Consider the following 14,795-nt stretch of genomic DNA (forward strand, 5'->3'; position numbering starts at 1 on the left):
GTACGCCCGTCATGTGCTGGTAGCAGCGCAGACGAGAGCACAAATGCCTATCATCGCCACAAGGGTCAAGGAATGAGCGCCGACCATCTCGACCTGCGCCCACGCCGCCTCCGGCGATCTCAATCCAAGTGAACGAAAGCAGCATGGACAATCTGAACGGGGTTCCGGTCGCTGACGACCGGGTGGCGGAGTCGCGCATGGACGCGATCGAAAAGGGCGGATTGTCCCGGCGGCAGGCGCTCGGGGCGATGGTTTCGGCGGCACTTGTGCCCGTCGCAGCCGCGAACGAGGCTCTGGCATCATCGCCCCGCGGTAAGGCGGCATCGGGGCCGGCCACCAAGAAGGCCTTCATCGACGACCTGATCGGGAAGATGACGGTCGACGAAAAGGTCGGCCAATTGCGCCTGATCAGCATCGGCCCGGAGATGCCCTTCGCCCAGATCGTCGAGGAGATCGCGGCCGGGCGTATCGCCGGCTCGTTCAACACGGTCGTCAGGCGCGACAACCGGCCGATGCAGGAAGCCGCCGTCACGCGCTCGCGGCTGAAGATCCCGCTCTTCTTCGCCTATGACGTGGTGCATGGCCACCGCACGACATTCCCGATCCCGCTCGGCCTGGCGGCGAGCTTCGACATGGCGGCGATCGAACGGATGGCCCGCGTCTCCGCGATCGAGGCCTGCAACGACGGCGTCGACATGACCTTCGCGCCGATGGTCGACATCAGCCACGATCCGCGCTGGGGCCGGACCTCGGAAGGCTTCGGCGAGGACCCCTATCTCGTCAGCGAATGCGCGCGCGCCAGCGTGCGGGGCTTCCAGGGCCCTTCGCCCGACCGGCCGGACACGATCATGGCCGCGGTCAAGCATTTCGCGCTCTACGGCGCGGTCGAGGGCGGGCGCGACTACAATACGGTCGATATGAGCCCGCTGCGCATGCATCAGATCTATCTTCCGCCCTATCGCGCCGCGATCGATGAGGGGGCGGGCGGGGTCATGGTCGCGCTCAACTCGATCAACGGCGTGCCCGCGAGCTCCAACACCTGGCTGATGCAGGATCTGCTGCGCAGGGACTGGGGCTTCAAGGGCGTGACGGTCAGCGACCATGGCGCCATCACCGAGCTGACGCGGCATGGTGTCGCGCGCGACAATCGTGAGGCGGCCAAGCTCGCCATCAAGGCCGGCATCGACCTCAGCATGGCCGATCAGGTCTATCTGGCGGAGCTGCCGGGGCTCGTCGCCTCGGGCGAGATCAAGATGGCCGAGCTCGACGCCTGCGTGCGCGAGGTGCTGGGCGCGAAATACGACATGGGCCTGTTCGCCAATCCGTTCCTGCGGATGGGCAAGAAGGAGGACGATCCGGTCGACGTACGCGCCGACGACCGCCTCCACCGCGAGCCGGCGCGCGCGATCGCGCGCGAGACCCTCGTGCTGCTCGAGAACCGCAATCAGACCCTGCCGCTGAAGAAGCAGGGGACCATCGCGCTCATCGGCCCGCTGGCCGACTCCGGGCTCGACATCCTGGGCAGCTGGTCGGCGCAGGGCGTCGCCACCCAGGCGGTGACGCTGAAGGCCGGCATCGAGAAGGCGATCGAGGGCAAGGCGCGACTGCTCACCGCCCATGGCACCAACGTGCTCGACGACCAGAAGGTCGTCGACTACCTGAACTATCTGAACTGGGACAAGCCCGAGGTCATCCAGGACCCGCGCAGCGTCGAGGCGATGATCGCCGAGGCCGTGTCGGTGGCGCAGCAGGCCGATGTCGTGATCGCGGCGGTGGGCGAGCTGCGCGGCATGTCGCATGAATCCTCGAGCCGCGTCAGCATCGAGATGCCGGGTTCGCAGCGCAAGCTGCTGCAGGCCCTGAAGGCCACCGGCAAGCCGCTCGTCGTCGTGCTGATGAACGGCCGCCCTCTCGCCATCGGCTGGGAGAAGGACAATGCCGACGCGCTGCTGGAGACCTGGTATGCCGGCACCGAGGGTGGCAACGCCATCGCCGACGTGCTGTTCGGCGACCACAATCCCTCCGCCAAGCTGCCGATCAGCTTCCCGCGCTCGGCCGGTCAGATCCCGACCTATTACAACCACCTGCGCATCGGCCGCCCGTTCACCCCGGGCAAGCCGGGCAACTACACCTCGCAATATTTCGAGGAGGAGCAGGGCGCGCTCTATCCGTTCGGTTTCGGGCTGAGCTACAGCCGCTTCACCCTGTCGGGGCTGAAGCTCTCCGCCGCCCGAATCTCCCGCGGCCAGAAGCTGACAGCCGAGGCGACGCTGACCAACGAGGGCGCCTACGAGGGTGCCGACGTCGTGCAGCTCTACATCAGCGACAACTACGCCTCCATCGCGCGGCCGGTGAAGGAGTTGAAGGGCTTCACGAAGCTGACGCTCAAGTCCGGCGAAAGCCGCGTCGTTCGCTTCGAGATCGGCGAGGATCAGCTCAAATTCGTCAATGCCGAGCTGCGCGAGGTGGTCGAAAGCGGGCGCTTCACCGTGCAGCTCGGCCTCGATTCCCGCGACGTTCTGGAGCAGGGCTTCGAGCTCGTCTGACCGCTGCAGGCCACCGCCCCCGGCGGCGGTGGCCTCGGCCCGGCTCTTCCGGCACGACGATGGCGTCAGCGCCGCGAGTTTGCGTCAGGCGACACATCAACGAGCAGCTTCGCGGGCCTTTGCGGACCCGCGGCTCGACGACGTTCGGTCGGCGAGGAAAAATTGTGCTGCCTGAAACTTTTTTAAGCTCAATTTTAATCAATCGGGCGAAAACTGGACGGAGAGGTTCCGTGCGGCGCGCCGTCGGGCCGGACTTGCCCGCGTCGCTGCTTTTTCATGTGAGTCCTCCCCGTGAAATTCTTCCCGGCTTCGATCCAGAACTATCTTGTGGCCACGATGGCCTGTCTCTGCGTGCCTGGCATCGGAGCGTTGACCTATATGGCGGCGCAATCGATCGGGGATCTTCGCGTCAACATGCGCCTGGCCGCGTTGGTTGACGCCGACAAGGCCCTGCTCCTCACCGGCAACACGATCCGCACCGCGCGTGGCCAGGCCCAGACCAGCATCCAGGTCGCTGACGATCCGGTGCCGACGCTGAAGGAGATCGAGAAGGCCAATGGCAGCCGGATCGCAGAGGCGATCGCGAACGTCCTGAAAACCGACCTGCCGAACCGCCAGGAGCTCGCCGCCGGCATTGCGCAGGAGCAGAAGGCCACCGACGCGAGGATGGGCGATCTCTATGCCGAGGCGGCGAAGCCCAAGTCTCAGCGCAGCCTCGCCGCGACCATGCCCTGGTATAACGGCGTAGGCGCAATCGAAGGCGCTCTCGTCAAAGCCTCGGACAGCACGTCCAGCGCCGCGCGCCTCGCCGATCCGATCCTCGCCGACTTGCAGGCGTTCAAATCCTCGGGCTGGGACGTCCGCTCGAACTACGGCACCCAGTGCTCGCTGCTCCGCCCCGCCTTCGGCTCGGGCAAGCCGCTCGACACGGCCCAGCTTCGCAAGCTCGGCGAGCTGCGCGGTTCCTCCAACGCGGCGCTCGCCGAGCTCAGGCAGCTTGGCAGCCGGCCCGGCGTCGGCAGCGAACTCGTCGGCAAGATCGGCGTGGCGGCGGGCGAGGTCGATGCCTCGAACCGCAAGATGGATGAGCTGATCGGCAAGCTCGGTCAGAGCTCGGGCCCCATCATCGGCGCCGAGGAGTGGACCAAGCAGTGCAACGGGCCCTTCACGGCCATCGTCGCGGCTGTGACCCAGTCCTTCGACGACATGCTGGTGCGGACCGACGAGAAGGTCTCCGAGGCCTGGACGAAGCTCACCATCGTAGGCGTTCTGCTGACGCTTCTGCTCGCGATCTGCGTGCTGAGCCTGCGCGGCGTGCAGCGCCGTATCGCCCGCCCGCTCGTCTCGCTGAAGACTGCGCTCGATGGCATGCAGCAGGGTGATTTCGCCCAGGCGATCCCGGCTCCGCCTTCGCCGGACGAGATCGGCGCCCTCAGCGGTGCTCTCGAGACTTATCGCGAGAACGCGCTCGCCCTCGAGACGAACCGGCGCGACCGCGAGCTCGCCATGCTCGCCGATGCCGAGCAGGCTGCCCACGTCCAGAAGCTGCTCGCCGAAGTGGCGACCATCGTTGCCGCCGCCCGCGATGGTGATTTCTCCGGGAAAGCCGAGATCGGCGGCATGGAGGGCCCGCTTCGCGGGCTCGTCGAGGGCATCAACGAGATCAACGCGGTGGTGGATTCCGCCACGACCGAGTTCGCCGGGACGCTGTCGGCGATCGCCGGCGGTGACCTGACCAACCGGGTCGAGACCGCCTATCGCGGCAAGTTCGCCGATCTCAAGGGCGCCATCAACGAGACGGTCGACCGCCTCTCGGAGACCGTCTCGACGATCCAGACCACCTCAGCCGATGTCGGCCTCGCGGCCCGCGAGATCAATATGGGCGCCGACGATCTCTCCAAGCGCACCGAGGAGCAGGCCTCCTCGCTGGAAGAGACCGCCGCCACGACCGAGGAGCTCGCCGCTTCCGTCAAGGCCTCGGCCCAGGCCGCTCGCCAGGCGACGGAGATCGCCGAGGAGGCCATGAGCGCAGCGCAGTCCGGCGGGGTGATCGCCGGTCAGGCCGTCGCCGCCATGGCCCGCATCGAGGATGCCTCGCAGAAGATCTCCGACATCATCCGGGTGATCGACGACATCGCCTTCCAGACCAACCTGCTGGCGCTCAACGCGGCGGTGGAAGCGGCGCGCGCCGGCGATGCCGGCAAGGGCTTCGCCGTCGTCGCCTCCGAGGTGCGCACCCTGGCGCAGCGCTCGGGCGAGGCGGCCAAGGACATCTCCAGCCTGATCTCGTCGTCGAACAACGAGGTCACCGAGGGCGTCAAGCTGGTGCGTCAGGCGGGTGAATCGCTGACCCGCATCCTGGAGGCCTCGCAGAAGGTCTCGACCACCATCGCCGACATCTCGACGGCGTCTGGCGAGCAGGCCAACGGCATCGACGAGATGAGCCAGGCTGTCGCGCATCTCGACGAGATGACCCAGCAGAACGCCGCGCTGGCCGAGCAGAGCGCCGCCTCGGCGGGCTCGCTGTCGGGCCGCATCGGCCAGCTCAACGACCTCGTCGCGACCTTCCGCACGAGGCGCGATGGCACGAGCGGACGCAGTGTCGCCGCGCCGATGGCAGCCTACGCCGCCCCGGCTCAGCGCGCGCCCGTCGCTCCCGCCCCGGCGAAGCCGCGCGCCAGCACCTCGAACTGGTCGGCCGCCGGCAAGGCCGCCACTCCTGCGGCCGGAGCTTCCGAACCCGAGCGTCTGCGTCAATTGGCCGAGGCCGCCTTCGTCCAGTCGAAGGCTGCTCCCGCGCCGCGCAAGGTCGCCAACGGCCGCGCCCATGACGCCGGCTGGGAAGAGTTCTGATAACCGGGCCGGGAGCCACCACGGCCCGGTGCTCTCCCTACCCCACGATACCGGACGGCGCCCGAAAGGGCGCCGTTCTCATAGGTGGCGACAAAAGCTGGAAGGTGAGGTCGGCAACCTTGAGTCGAGGGGCTCGCCGCGCTCGTGGAAAGCCTCCGGAGATCGCGCATTCGATCTGCGGTGCGTGCTTCTCCCAGCGCACCGATCGAGCCCTTCGCCAACCTGCCAGAGCCCACCAGATCGCTGTCCGGACCTCGCATTTCGGCAGGAAGATCCCCGCCAAGGCATTACCTTGTGCGAAGACACGCACATGTTCGCCTAAAGTCTAATGCGGTGCGCTCCTGAACCGCTCGCCGCGCATTGACATGGCCTGTGACCCAGAGGCAATGCGCAAACGATAGCAATTCGTTTCGATATGAACTGACGCTATCGTTTGCTTTGCGTGTGAGGCTTCACATTGGCGGCCGCCTTCGACGATATCATCCCGAGCTTCCTGCGCGCGAGCGGCCTCGTGGCCGATCCCGCTGCGGCGCGACTGACTCCGCTGACCGGTGGCGTCGCCTCCGACATCTGGAAAGTGGAGGCGGATGGCCGCGTCTTCGCGGTCAAGAAGGCGCTGCCGCAATTGCGTGTCGCCCAGACCTGGCTCGCGCCGGTGTCGCGCAATGCCAGCGAAGTCGAATGGCTGCGCGAGGCGGGGCGGATCGTACCTGGCGTCGTCCCCGAGATTCTGGCGAGCGATGCGGAGGCTGGCGTCTTTGCGATGAGCTATCTCGACCCGGCGGATCATCCCGTCTGGAAGCAGGAGCTCCGCGCCGGGCGCGCCGATGCCGCCTTCGCGGCCAAGCTTGGTCGCACGATCGCGGCGATCCATGCCGGCACGGCCGGCTCGCCCGAGATCGCGCGGCGCTTCGACAACGAAGAGACCTTCCACTCGATCCGCCTGGAGCCCTATCTCGAAGCCACGGCGCGCGTGCATGCCGACTTGTCTGGGCCGCTGCTGGCCCTGGCCCACGACACGCTCTGCGCGAAGCTGACGCTGGTCCATGGCGATGTCAGCCCGAAGAACATCCTCGTGGGGCCTGACGGCCCCGTGATCCTCGATGCTGAATGCGCTTGGTATGGCGACCCGGCCTTCGACCTCGCCTTCTGCCTCAACCACCTGCTGCTGAAATGCCTGTGGACCCCGGCCGCGCGGGCGGAGTTCCTGGCCTGCTTCGACGCACTGGCCCAGGCCTATCTGGCCGGTGTGAACTGGGAGGCGCCGGCTGCTGTCGAGGAGCGGATCGCCCGGCTGCTGCCAGCCCTGTTCCTGGCACGGGTCGACGGCAAGTCTCCGGCCGAATATGTCACGGCGGAGGCCGACAAGGAGCGAATCAGGCGCATCGCCCGGCCCCTCGTGGCATGGCCGCCCCGGCGGCTTTCGGAGATACGGGCCGCCTGGGCCGAGGAGGTGTCGGCATGACGGATACGACGATCGCCGCGGTGCGCGGCAGGCGGGTCTGGGATTCGCGCGGGCGACCGACCGTCGAGGCGGATGTGATCCTGAAGGGCGGCCGCAGCGGGCGGGCCATCGCGCCGGCCGGCGCATCGACCGGCACGGGCGAGGCCGTCGACAAGCGCGACGGCGGCACAGCCTTCGGCGGCCTGGACGTCACGGCGGCTGTCGCAGCGGTCAATGGTGAGATCGCCGCGGCCCTGGCCGGCCGTGATGCGCGCGACCAGGCCGGGATCGACGCCGTCCTTATCGCGCTCGACGGCACGGAGAACTTTGCCCGCCTTGGCGGCAATGCCGTGGTTGCGACCTCGATGGCTGTGCTGCATGCGGCGGCTGCCGCGAGCGGCCAGCCGCTCTGGCGATATCTGTCTCAGGGGCGGAAGGTTCGCATTCCGCTGCCCGAAATCCAGATCTTCGGCGGCGGCGCACATGCGGCGCGGCGCGTCGACGTGCAGGATTTCATGGTGATGTGCCCGGCGGCCACGTCGTTCGCGCAGGCGCTGGATTGGACGGCGGAAGTGTATCGCGCCGCAGGCACGCTGATGAAGCAGGCCGGCAAGCTGCAGGGCGTCGCCGATGAGGGTGGCTTCTGGCCGGCCTTCGCCTCCAATGAGGAGGCGCTGGATACGTTGGTGCGCGCGATCGAGAATGCCGGCTTCAAACCGGGCGCCGAGGTCGCGATCTCGCTCGACATCGCGGCGTCCGAATTCGGTCGCGACGGCGTCTACAAGCTGGCGCTGGAGCAGCGCGAGCTTGACTCCGCCGGCATGATCGCGCTGCTCGGCCGCTGGCTCGATGCCTACCCGATCGTCTCCATCGAGGACCCGCTGGCCGAGGACGACCGGCAAGGCTTCCAGGACTTCACTGCCGCCTATGGAAGCCGCTGCCAGGTCATCGGGGACGATTATCTCGTCACCAACGCCGGTCGGGTCGAGGCGGCGGCGAGGGAGAAGGCGCTCAACGCCGTGCTGATCAAGCCGAACCAGTCCGGCACCGTGAGCGGGACGCGCGCCGCGCTCGAAGCCGGCAAGGCGGCGGGCTTCGGCACCATCGTCTCGGCGCGCTCGGGCGAGACGGAGGATGTCACCATCGCTCACCTCGCGGTGGGCTGGGATTCGGGGCAGTTCAAGGTCGGCTCCTTCACCCGCTCCGAGCGCATGGCGAAATGGAACGAGGTCCTGCGCATCGAGGAGGAGCTCGCGGACGAAGCCGGTTTCGCCGGCTGGGCCGCCCTGCCCGCCGGAGCCAGGCGTTGGTGAGCGCTCCATGACGTCGTCACGCGGCCCCGGCATGGTCACGGCGAAGCAGGTCGCCGAGAGCCTGGGCGTCGCGGTCTCGACAGTCGGCCGCGCCCTTGCAGACGATCCGCGTATCAGCGCCCGGACCAAGGAGCTGGTGCGCGAGGCGGCCGCCCGGCTCGGCTATGTCGAGAACCTGCCGGCGCGGATGATGCGGGGCGGGGCGAGCCGGCTGATCGGCCTAATGCTGCCGGACATCCGTAACAGCTTCTACGCAACGATAGCCGATGCGATGTCGCGCTGTTGCGACGAGGCCGGCTATCAGCTCGCCTTCTCGATCGCCGACGATCCCGCAGTCGAGGCGCGCCATGTGCGCGAGCTGGCGAGCGCCCGCGTCGCCGGCATCGTGATCGTGCCCACGCCGGAGCCGCTGCCGGAGACGCGTGCGATCCTGTCGCGTTTTCCGCATGTGCAGCTGCTGCGGCGGGTCGAGGGGCTCGCGCCGATCTGGTTCGGCATCGACGACAGGGAATGCCTGCGCGCCGGAACCTCCGCCCTGATTGCGCGCGGCCACAAGCGCATCGCCTATATCGGCGGTGTCGCGCGCTATTCGACAGGCGTCACCCGGCTGGCTGGTTTTCGGCAGGCCTATGCCGAGGCGGGGCTCGATCCGGCGCTGGCCACGGTGTGCCTCGGGCCTCCGGCCGATACGCGCTTCGGCGCCGAAGCGACAACAGCCTTGTTGGAGGCGGATGAGCCGCCGAGCGCGATCGTGACCGGCGCCGTGCAGCTCACGGGCGCCGTCCTCGGGGCGCTCGCGGCGTCGAGGCACCCGCACGCCAGGAAGATGGCCGTCGCCTCCTTCGGCGACGAGCCCGCCTTCGGCTGGTGGCCGGGCAGGCTCGTCGCGATGGCGATGCCGATCGAGGAACTCGCGCAGAGCTGCGGCAGCTGGCTGATCGAGCGCCTGAGCAGCGGCAGGCCGCTGGAGGCGCATGAATATCTCGCCCCGACGAAGCTGAGCTTCCGTGTCAGCGGGCGAGGTTAGGGCGGCGCGCTCCTGCGACGCCGATCAGTAGCCTCGCGTCAGATCGACTTGGTTCGGCAGGGCCCGTCCGGCGCGATAGGCCGCGAGGTTGTCCAGGAAGATGTCGAGGCTGCGCGGCATGTAGGTCAGCGGATCGCCCGCCGACATGTGCGGGGTCAGCGTCAGGTTGCGGGTCCGCCAGAGGCGGTGGCCGGGCGGGATCGGCTCGGGGATCATGACGTCGAGCACAGCGCCGGCGAGCTTGCCGGCATCGAGGGCATCGAGCAGCGCCTCCTGCTCGACCAGCTCGCCACGGCCGATATTGACAACTCCGGCATGGGCCGGCAGCAGGCCGATGCGGTGCCGGTTCAAAATCTCGCGGCTGCGCGGCGTCAGCGGCGCGACGAGCACCAGGAACTCGGTCTGCGGCAGGACGCTGTCGATATCGTCGGTGGCGACAACGGCGTCGCAATGCGGATGCGGCTCGGCGCTCGTGCGCACGCCGGTGACGTGCATGCCGAAGGCCTTGAGCCATTGCGCGATCGCGCCGCCGATCGCGCCGATCCCGACGATCGTCGCCCGCCGGCCGGCGACGGATGATGCGAGCTTGCGATCCCAGACCCCCTCGCGCTGCCGATCTCCGAAGAAGGGGAGATGGTTGGCCAGCATCAGCACGGCCATCAGCGCGTATTCGGCCGCCTTCACCCCATGGGCGCCGCTGTTGTTGAGAAGCTTCACGCCCGTGGGGACGTAATTGCCCTTCGCCAGCGAATCGACGCCGGCATGGGTCACGAAGATCAGCTCCAGCGCGGGCGCAGGAACGGCCGGCAGCAGGTTCATGACGACGCGCCCGGCGCTGATCATGGCCTTCGCATCCGCGATCCCCGCCGCGAATTCCGCATCGTTGCTGCCCAGGCTCACCTCCAGCTCCCGCGCCCAGTCGCCGGCACGCGCCACCGCGTCCCGCCATTGCTCGAGACTGATCTTCGGGTTGGCGTCGTCGGGATGGTTCTGGATGTGGATACGCATGGTCGGCTCCTGGTAGGCGGATAACGCCCGTCCGCCTTTTAGGGGTGGAAGCGGGCGAGGTCAGCCCGTTTCGGCGAGAGGTGCGAAGGTTGTCGCTGCCTCCAGCAACCCGCGCGCCAGCCGCGGCTGCATGGCAGAATCGTCTCTTTCGTTATCAAAAGAGCCGTCAATCCGCGCGCGTCGATCCGAGCCAGCCTTTGCCGCGCCTAAAAGGCGAGCTTTGCCGGGGAAGCCTTGCGATAAAAACAGCCTTGCTTGTTTGCAAGAGCCGCGCGAACCTCGCCCGGAACAGGGGCGGCCCGAACGCATCGATGAACAAGCGGCGATCACAGAAGGAGCGCAGCGCCGAAACCTCGGCGAAGCTGATGAGTTCCACGATCGACCTGCTGCATGATCAGGGCATCACCCGCACCACCACCTCGGACATCGCCCGGCATGCCGGCGTCTCGCGCGGGGCACTGACGCATCACTTTGCCAGCCGCGAGGCCGTCATCGGTGCCTCCGTCGCCGAGATGCTGAGCAAGACGGCGCGCGACCTGCACCGCTTCGCCGAGGACTTCATGGCGCGCGGCGGCTCCAGCGACGAGATCGTCGATTACATCTGGCAGATGATGGACGACCGTCTGTTCTATGTGACGATGGAGTTCCTGCCGGAGGCCCGCCACAACGACGACTTCCGTGCCGATCTGATCCCCACCGTCCGCGAGTTCCATGCCGGGCTCGATGCGATCTGGACGGCGCTCGCCGCCCGCGCCGGCGCCGAGCCGAACCACACCCGCACGGTGATGAACGCCACCATGTGCCTCGTACGCGGCATGATCAGCCAGACCGTGCTGCGCCCGGACGACCCGGTCTATTACGCGAGCCTGCTGCAGTTCTGGAAGGGGCAGGTCCGCCAGCATTTCCCGATCGAGCCTGCTGAACCGGCCTCGGCCGGTAGTGCCGCCCGAATCCGATGATATCGAGCCCGCCCGAAGGATCAGAACAGTGACCTCAACCCTCTTCACCAATGCCCGCATCGTCGACGGCACGGCGCCGGAACCCGGCGCCCCCACCAGCGTCCTCGTCGAGGGCGGTACGATCCGCGAGGTCGGCAAGACGGTCACCGCGGCCAAGGCGAAGGTGGTCGACCTCAAGGGCAAGACCCTGATGCCGGGGCTGATCGACGCCCATGTCCATGTCGTCGCCGGCGTCGCCGATCTCGGCCTCAACTCCCGCCTGCCCGACTCGCTCGTCACCGCCCGCTCCTTCGTGATCATGCGCGAGATGCTGCTGCGTGGCTTCACCACGGTGCGCGATGTCGGCGGCGCCGATTTTGGGTTGAAGCAGGCGACGGAGGAGGGGCATTTCCCGACGCCGCGCCTCGTCATCTCCGGTAAGGCGCTGAGCCAGACCGGCGGCCATGCCGACTTCCGCGGCCGCTACGACGACCGTCCCTCGGTCATCGAGCGCCACAGGCTCGGTGCGCTCGGGCGCATCTGCGACGGCGTCGAAGCTGTCCGCCGCGCAGCCCGCGAGGAGATCAAGGGTGGTGCCGAGTTCATCAAGATCATGGCCAATGGCGGCTGCGCCTCGCCGACCGATCCGATCCATTTCTACGGCTTCTCGGTGAGCGAGCTCGAGGCCATCGTCGAGGAGGCGAAGATGGCCGGCACCTATGTCTCGGCCCATGTCTATACCGACGACGCCATCCGCCGCTGCGTCGAGGCCGGTGTGCATTCGCTCGAGCACTGCAACCTGATCCAGCCCGAGACCGCCAAGCTCGCCGCCGCCAAGGGCGCGGTCGCTGTGCCGACGCTGGTGACCTACGACAAGTTGGTCTCGGACGGGCCGAAGCTGGGCTTCCCGCCGGATTCGGTGGCCAAGGTCGATGTCGTCCGCTCGGCTGGCATGGAGTCGCTCGCGATCATGAAGAAGGCGGGCCTCGCCATGGCCTATGGCAGCGACCTGCTCGGCGAGATGCACCGCTACCAGTCCGAGGAATTCGTCATCCGCGGCCGCGCTCTGCCGGCGCAGGAGGTCATCGCCTCGGCGACCTTCATCGCTGCGAAGCTCCTGAAGCTGGAAGGCAAGATCGGCACGGTTGCTGCCGGTGCCCATGCCGACCTGATCGTCGTCGATGGCGATCCGCTGAAGGACCTGTCGCTGCTCACCCGTCAGGGCAAGCACATGCCGCTGATCATGAAAGGCGGCGCCTTCGTCAAGCGGAGCAGCCTGAACTGAAGAGCCCATCGGGCCGCGGCGGCTCCTCCGTCGCGGCTCGCAATGCACACTCGACAGGCAGGGTCAGTCCTGCTCATATATCAGTCAATCGGAGCTGGCGTCGCTTCCGCGCCGGCTTGCTCGGAGAGGGCTCATGACGGCGTTCCACTTCAAGAATTTCGCCCTGCTCGAACCCGCCTACGGCGAGCTGCGCCAGGGCTACGAGCTTCTGGTCGAGGGCGACACGATCCGCGAGCTCTCTGACAAGCCGCTGAAGTCGGCGAAGGCCGATGTGATCGACTGCGGCGGGCGCACGCTGATGCCGGGGCTGATCGACAGCCACGTCCATGTCTTCCTCTCTGAAGTCTATATCCGCACCATGGAGAGCATGCCGCTGACGCTGATGACGGCGCGCGCCGTCCGGCTGATGAAGGGCATGCTCGACCGCGGCTTCACCAGCGTGCGCGACACCGGCGGCGCCGACTGGGGCATCAAGGAAGCGGTCGAGAAGGGCGATGTCGCAGGCCCGCGCCTGTTCATCGCCGGCGCCGCCATCGGCCCGACCGGCGGCCACAGCGACCCGCGCCGGCGCACCGACTTCGGCGCGCGCTGCCATTGCTGCAACGCCATGGCCTATACGATGAACGTCTCCGACGGCGTCTCGTCCGTGCGCAAATCTGCCCGCGAGCAGATGCGGCTCGGCGCCGACCATATCAAGATCATGATGTCCGGCGGCGTCGCCAGCCCCTACGATCCGCTCGACTCGATGCAGTTCAGCGTCGACGAGGTGAAGGCTGCCGTCGAGGAGGCGAAGGCCTTCGGCCGCTATGTCTGCGCCCACGCCTATACGCCGGAGGCGATCACGCGGGCTGCGCAATGCGGCGTGCGCGCGATCGAGCACGGCAACCTGATCGACGAGGCCTCCGCCAAGCTGATGGCGGAGAACAACATGTTCCTGACCGCCAACCTCGTCGCCTATTATGCGATGAAGGAGCGGGCGGCCGAGTTCGGCATGACCGGCGACATGCTGGCCAAGAACGACCTCGTCATCGACGGTGGCCTGCGCTCGCTGGAGATCTGCAAGCGCGCCGGCGTGCCCGTGGCCTATGGCTCGGATCTGCTCGGCCAACTTCAGGTCGATCAGTCGCGCGAGTTCCTGCTGCGCCGCGAGGTGCTCTCGCCGCTGGAGATCATCCGCTCGGCGACGACGGTCGGTGCCCAGATCCTGCGCATGGAGGGCAAGCTCGGCACGTTGCAGGCCGGCGCCTTCGCCGACATGATCCTCGTGGATGGAGATCCCCTGAAGGATCTCGGCCTGTTCCAGGACCAGGGCAGGCATCTGGCGGCGATTGTGAAGGGAGGGGCCTTCTACAAGAACACCCTGCACTGAAGCCAGGAATGCTCCTGAATTGCAGGCTGCCTCATGGCTGGGCTCGCATGAGAGAAAAACAGGCTTCACTGTTTGTAAGTTGCATCGCAGAATTCGAGGCGAACGAGGAAGTGGCCTTGGCCTTCATGTCGAACAGGATGGATCGCGAAACCGGCTCGAGCCGCCGGGCAGGAGCGGGCGCGTGAGCGCCGGCTCGCTGCGGCTTGGGCGCTACGCGCTGAACGGCGCGGCCGGGCTTTCGCTCGGCTTCATCCTGATGCCGCTGATCTTCGTCACCTGGCTCGCCTTTTTCCGGCAGGAGATTCCCTCCTTCCCGCCGGAGGGTTATTCGCTGCAGTGGTTCGCGGCGGCGGCGAAGAACAAGCCCTTCATCGACGGCTTCCTGCTCAGCCTGCAGGTCGGCGTCGCGGCGACCCTGATCGGCCTCGCCCTCGGCGTGCCGGCGAGTCTCGCCCTCGTGCGCCACCGCATCCCGCTCGGCCCGGGCGTCTCCACCCTGCTGCTGCTGCCGCTGGTGATGCCGGGCATCGTGCTCGGCACCGCGACCTATGTCTTCCAGATCGAGATCGAGATCGCGACGGAAATTCCCGTTCTGGGTTCGCTCCTCGGGCTCGTCGCCGCCCACAGCCTCGTCGTGATCCCCTGGGTCGTGCGGCTGGTGACGGCGAGCCTCGTCGGCTTCGATCGCTCCATCGAGGAGGCGGCGCAGAACCTCGGCGCCGGCCCGTTCACGACCTTCTGGCGGGTGACGCTGCCGAGCATTCGCCCCGGCCTCGTCGCGGCGGCGCTGTTCGGCTTCGTGACCTCCTTCGGCAATCTAGAGATGAGCCTCTTCCTCGTCGGGCCCGGCCGTACGACGCTGCCGATCGCGATCCTCCAATATCTCGAATGGAAGATCGATCCGACGGTGGCGGCGGCCTCGCTGATCCAGATCGTCCTGATCGGCGTCGCGATGATCGTGACCGACCGCTATGTCAAACTGAGCCGGGTGGTCTGAACCGATGGCAAGATC

At 67.5% G+C, this 14,795-nt stretch carries 11 protein-coding genes; 9 read left to right on the forward strand and 2 right to left on the reverse strand.

Annotation, left to right across the window (positions count from 1 at the left end):
• The first annotated feature begins 143 nt into the window (after positions 1-143).
• From bglX to BoBH3_RS18220, 5 genes are all read left to right on the forward strand, one after another.
• Positions 144-2,546 (forward strand): beta-glucosidase BglX, encoded by a 2,403-nt coding sequence (bglX, locus tag BoBH3_RS18200; protein WP_262332250.1) that lies wholly within the window; start codon positions 144-146, stop codon positions 2,544-2,546.
• Positions 2,547-2,837: 291 nt separating this feature from the next.
• Complete coding sequence (locus tag BoBH3_RS18205; protein ID WP_262332251.1) at positions 2,838-5,399, forward strand: methyl-accepting chemotaxis protein; 2,562 nt, start codon at positions 2,838-2,840, stop codon at positions 5,397-5,399.
• A gap of 457 nt (positions 5,400-5,856) precedes the next feature.
• A complete protein-coding gene (locus tag BoBH3_RS18210; RefSeq protein ID WP_262332252.1) occupies positions 5,857-6,864 on the forward strand; it encodes a phosphotransferase in 1,008 nt (335 codons plus the stop codon).
• On the forward strand, positions 6,861-8,156 hold the full coding sequence (gene eno / locus BoBH3_RS18215; RefSeq protein WP_262332253.1) for a phosphopyruvate hydratase: 1,296 nt from the start codon (positions 6,861-6,863) through the stop codon (positions 8,154-8,156). Before BoBH3_RS18210 ends, eno begins: the two co-directional genes overlap by 4 nt.
• Positions 8,157-8,163: 7 nt before the next feature.
• On the forward strand, positions 8,164-9,183 hold the full coding sequence (locus tag BoBH3_RS18220) for a LacI family DNA-binding transcriptional regulator (RefSeq protein ID WP_262332254.1): 1,020 nt from the start codon (positions 8,164-8,166) through the stop codon (positions 9,181-9,183).
• Positions 9,184-9,207: 24 nt separating this feature from the next.
• Here BoBH3_RS18220 and BoBH3_RS18225 read toward each other — a convergent pair whose 3' ends face one another.
• Together BoBH3_RS18225 and BoBH3_RS18230 are read right to left on the reverse strand one after the other, a co-directional pair.
• Positions 9,208-10,191 carry a D-2-hydroxyacid dehydrogenase gene (locus tag BoBH3_RS18225; RefSeq protein ID WP_262332255.1) on the reverse strand — a complete coding sequence of 328 codons (984 nt, stop codon included), beginning with the start codon at positions 10,189-10,191 and terminating at the stop codon, positions 9,208-9,210.
• Positions 10,192-10,357: 166 nt separating this feature from the next.
• Positions 10,358-10,567, reverse strand: a complete 210-nt coding sequence (locus BoBH3_RS18230) for a hypothetical protein (protein WP_262332256.1) — start codon at positions 10,565-10,567, stop codon at positions 10,358-10,360.
• Between BoBH3_RS18230 and BoBH3_RS18235 the strand changes: the two genes are divergently transcribed.
• The 4 genes from BoBH3_RS18235 to BoBH3_RS18250 all read left to right on the forward strand — a co-directional run bounded on the left by BoBH3_RS18235 (position 10,557) and on the right by BoBH3_RS18250 (position 14,780).
• Positions 10,557-11,150, forward strand: coding sequence for a TetR/AcrR family transcriptional regulator (locus BoBH3_RS18235; RefSeq protein ID WP_262332257.1), 594 nt, complete (start codon positions 10,557-10,559; stop codon positions 11,148-11,150). The two genes, BoBH3_RS18230 and BoBH3_RS18235, sit on opposite strands and share 11 nt — an antisense overlap.
• Positions 11,151-11,178: 28 nt before the next feature.
• Complete coding sequence (locus BoBH3_RS18240; RefSeq protein WP_262332258.1) at positions 11,179-12,414, forward strand: metal-dependent hydrolase family protein; 1,236 nt, start codon at positions 11,179-11,181, stop codon at positions 12,412-12,414.
• A 133-nt stretch (positions 12,415-12,547) separates the two neighbouring features.
• Positions 12,548-13,783 (forward strand): metal-dependent hydrolase family protein, encoded by a 1,236-nt coding sequence (locus BoBH3_RS18245; protein WP_262332259.1) that lies wholly within the window; start codon positions 12,548-12,550, stop codon positions 13,781-13,783.
• A gap of 181 nt (positions 13,784-13,964) precedes the next feature.
• Entirely contained in the window at positions 13,965-14,780 is an 816-nt protein-coding gene (locus tag BoBH3_RS18250) for an ABC transporter permease (RefSeq protein ID WP_262332260.1), read from the forward strand.
• The last annotated feature ends 15 nt before the right edge of the window (positions 14,781-14,795 follow it).

Origin of the sequence: Allobosea sp. BH3, from assembly GCF_025499465.1 — a bacterium.
Taxonomy (GTDB): Bacteria; Pseudomonadota; Alphaproteobacteria; order Rhizobiales; family Beijerinckiaceae; genus Allobosea.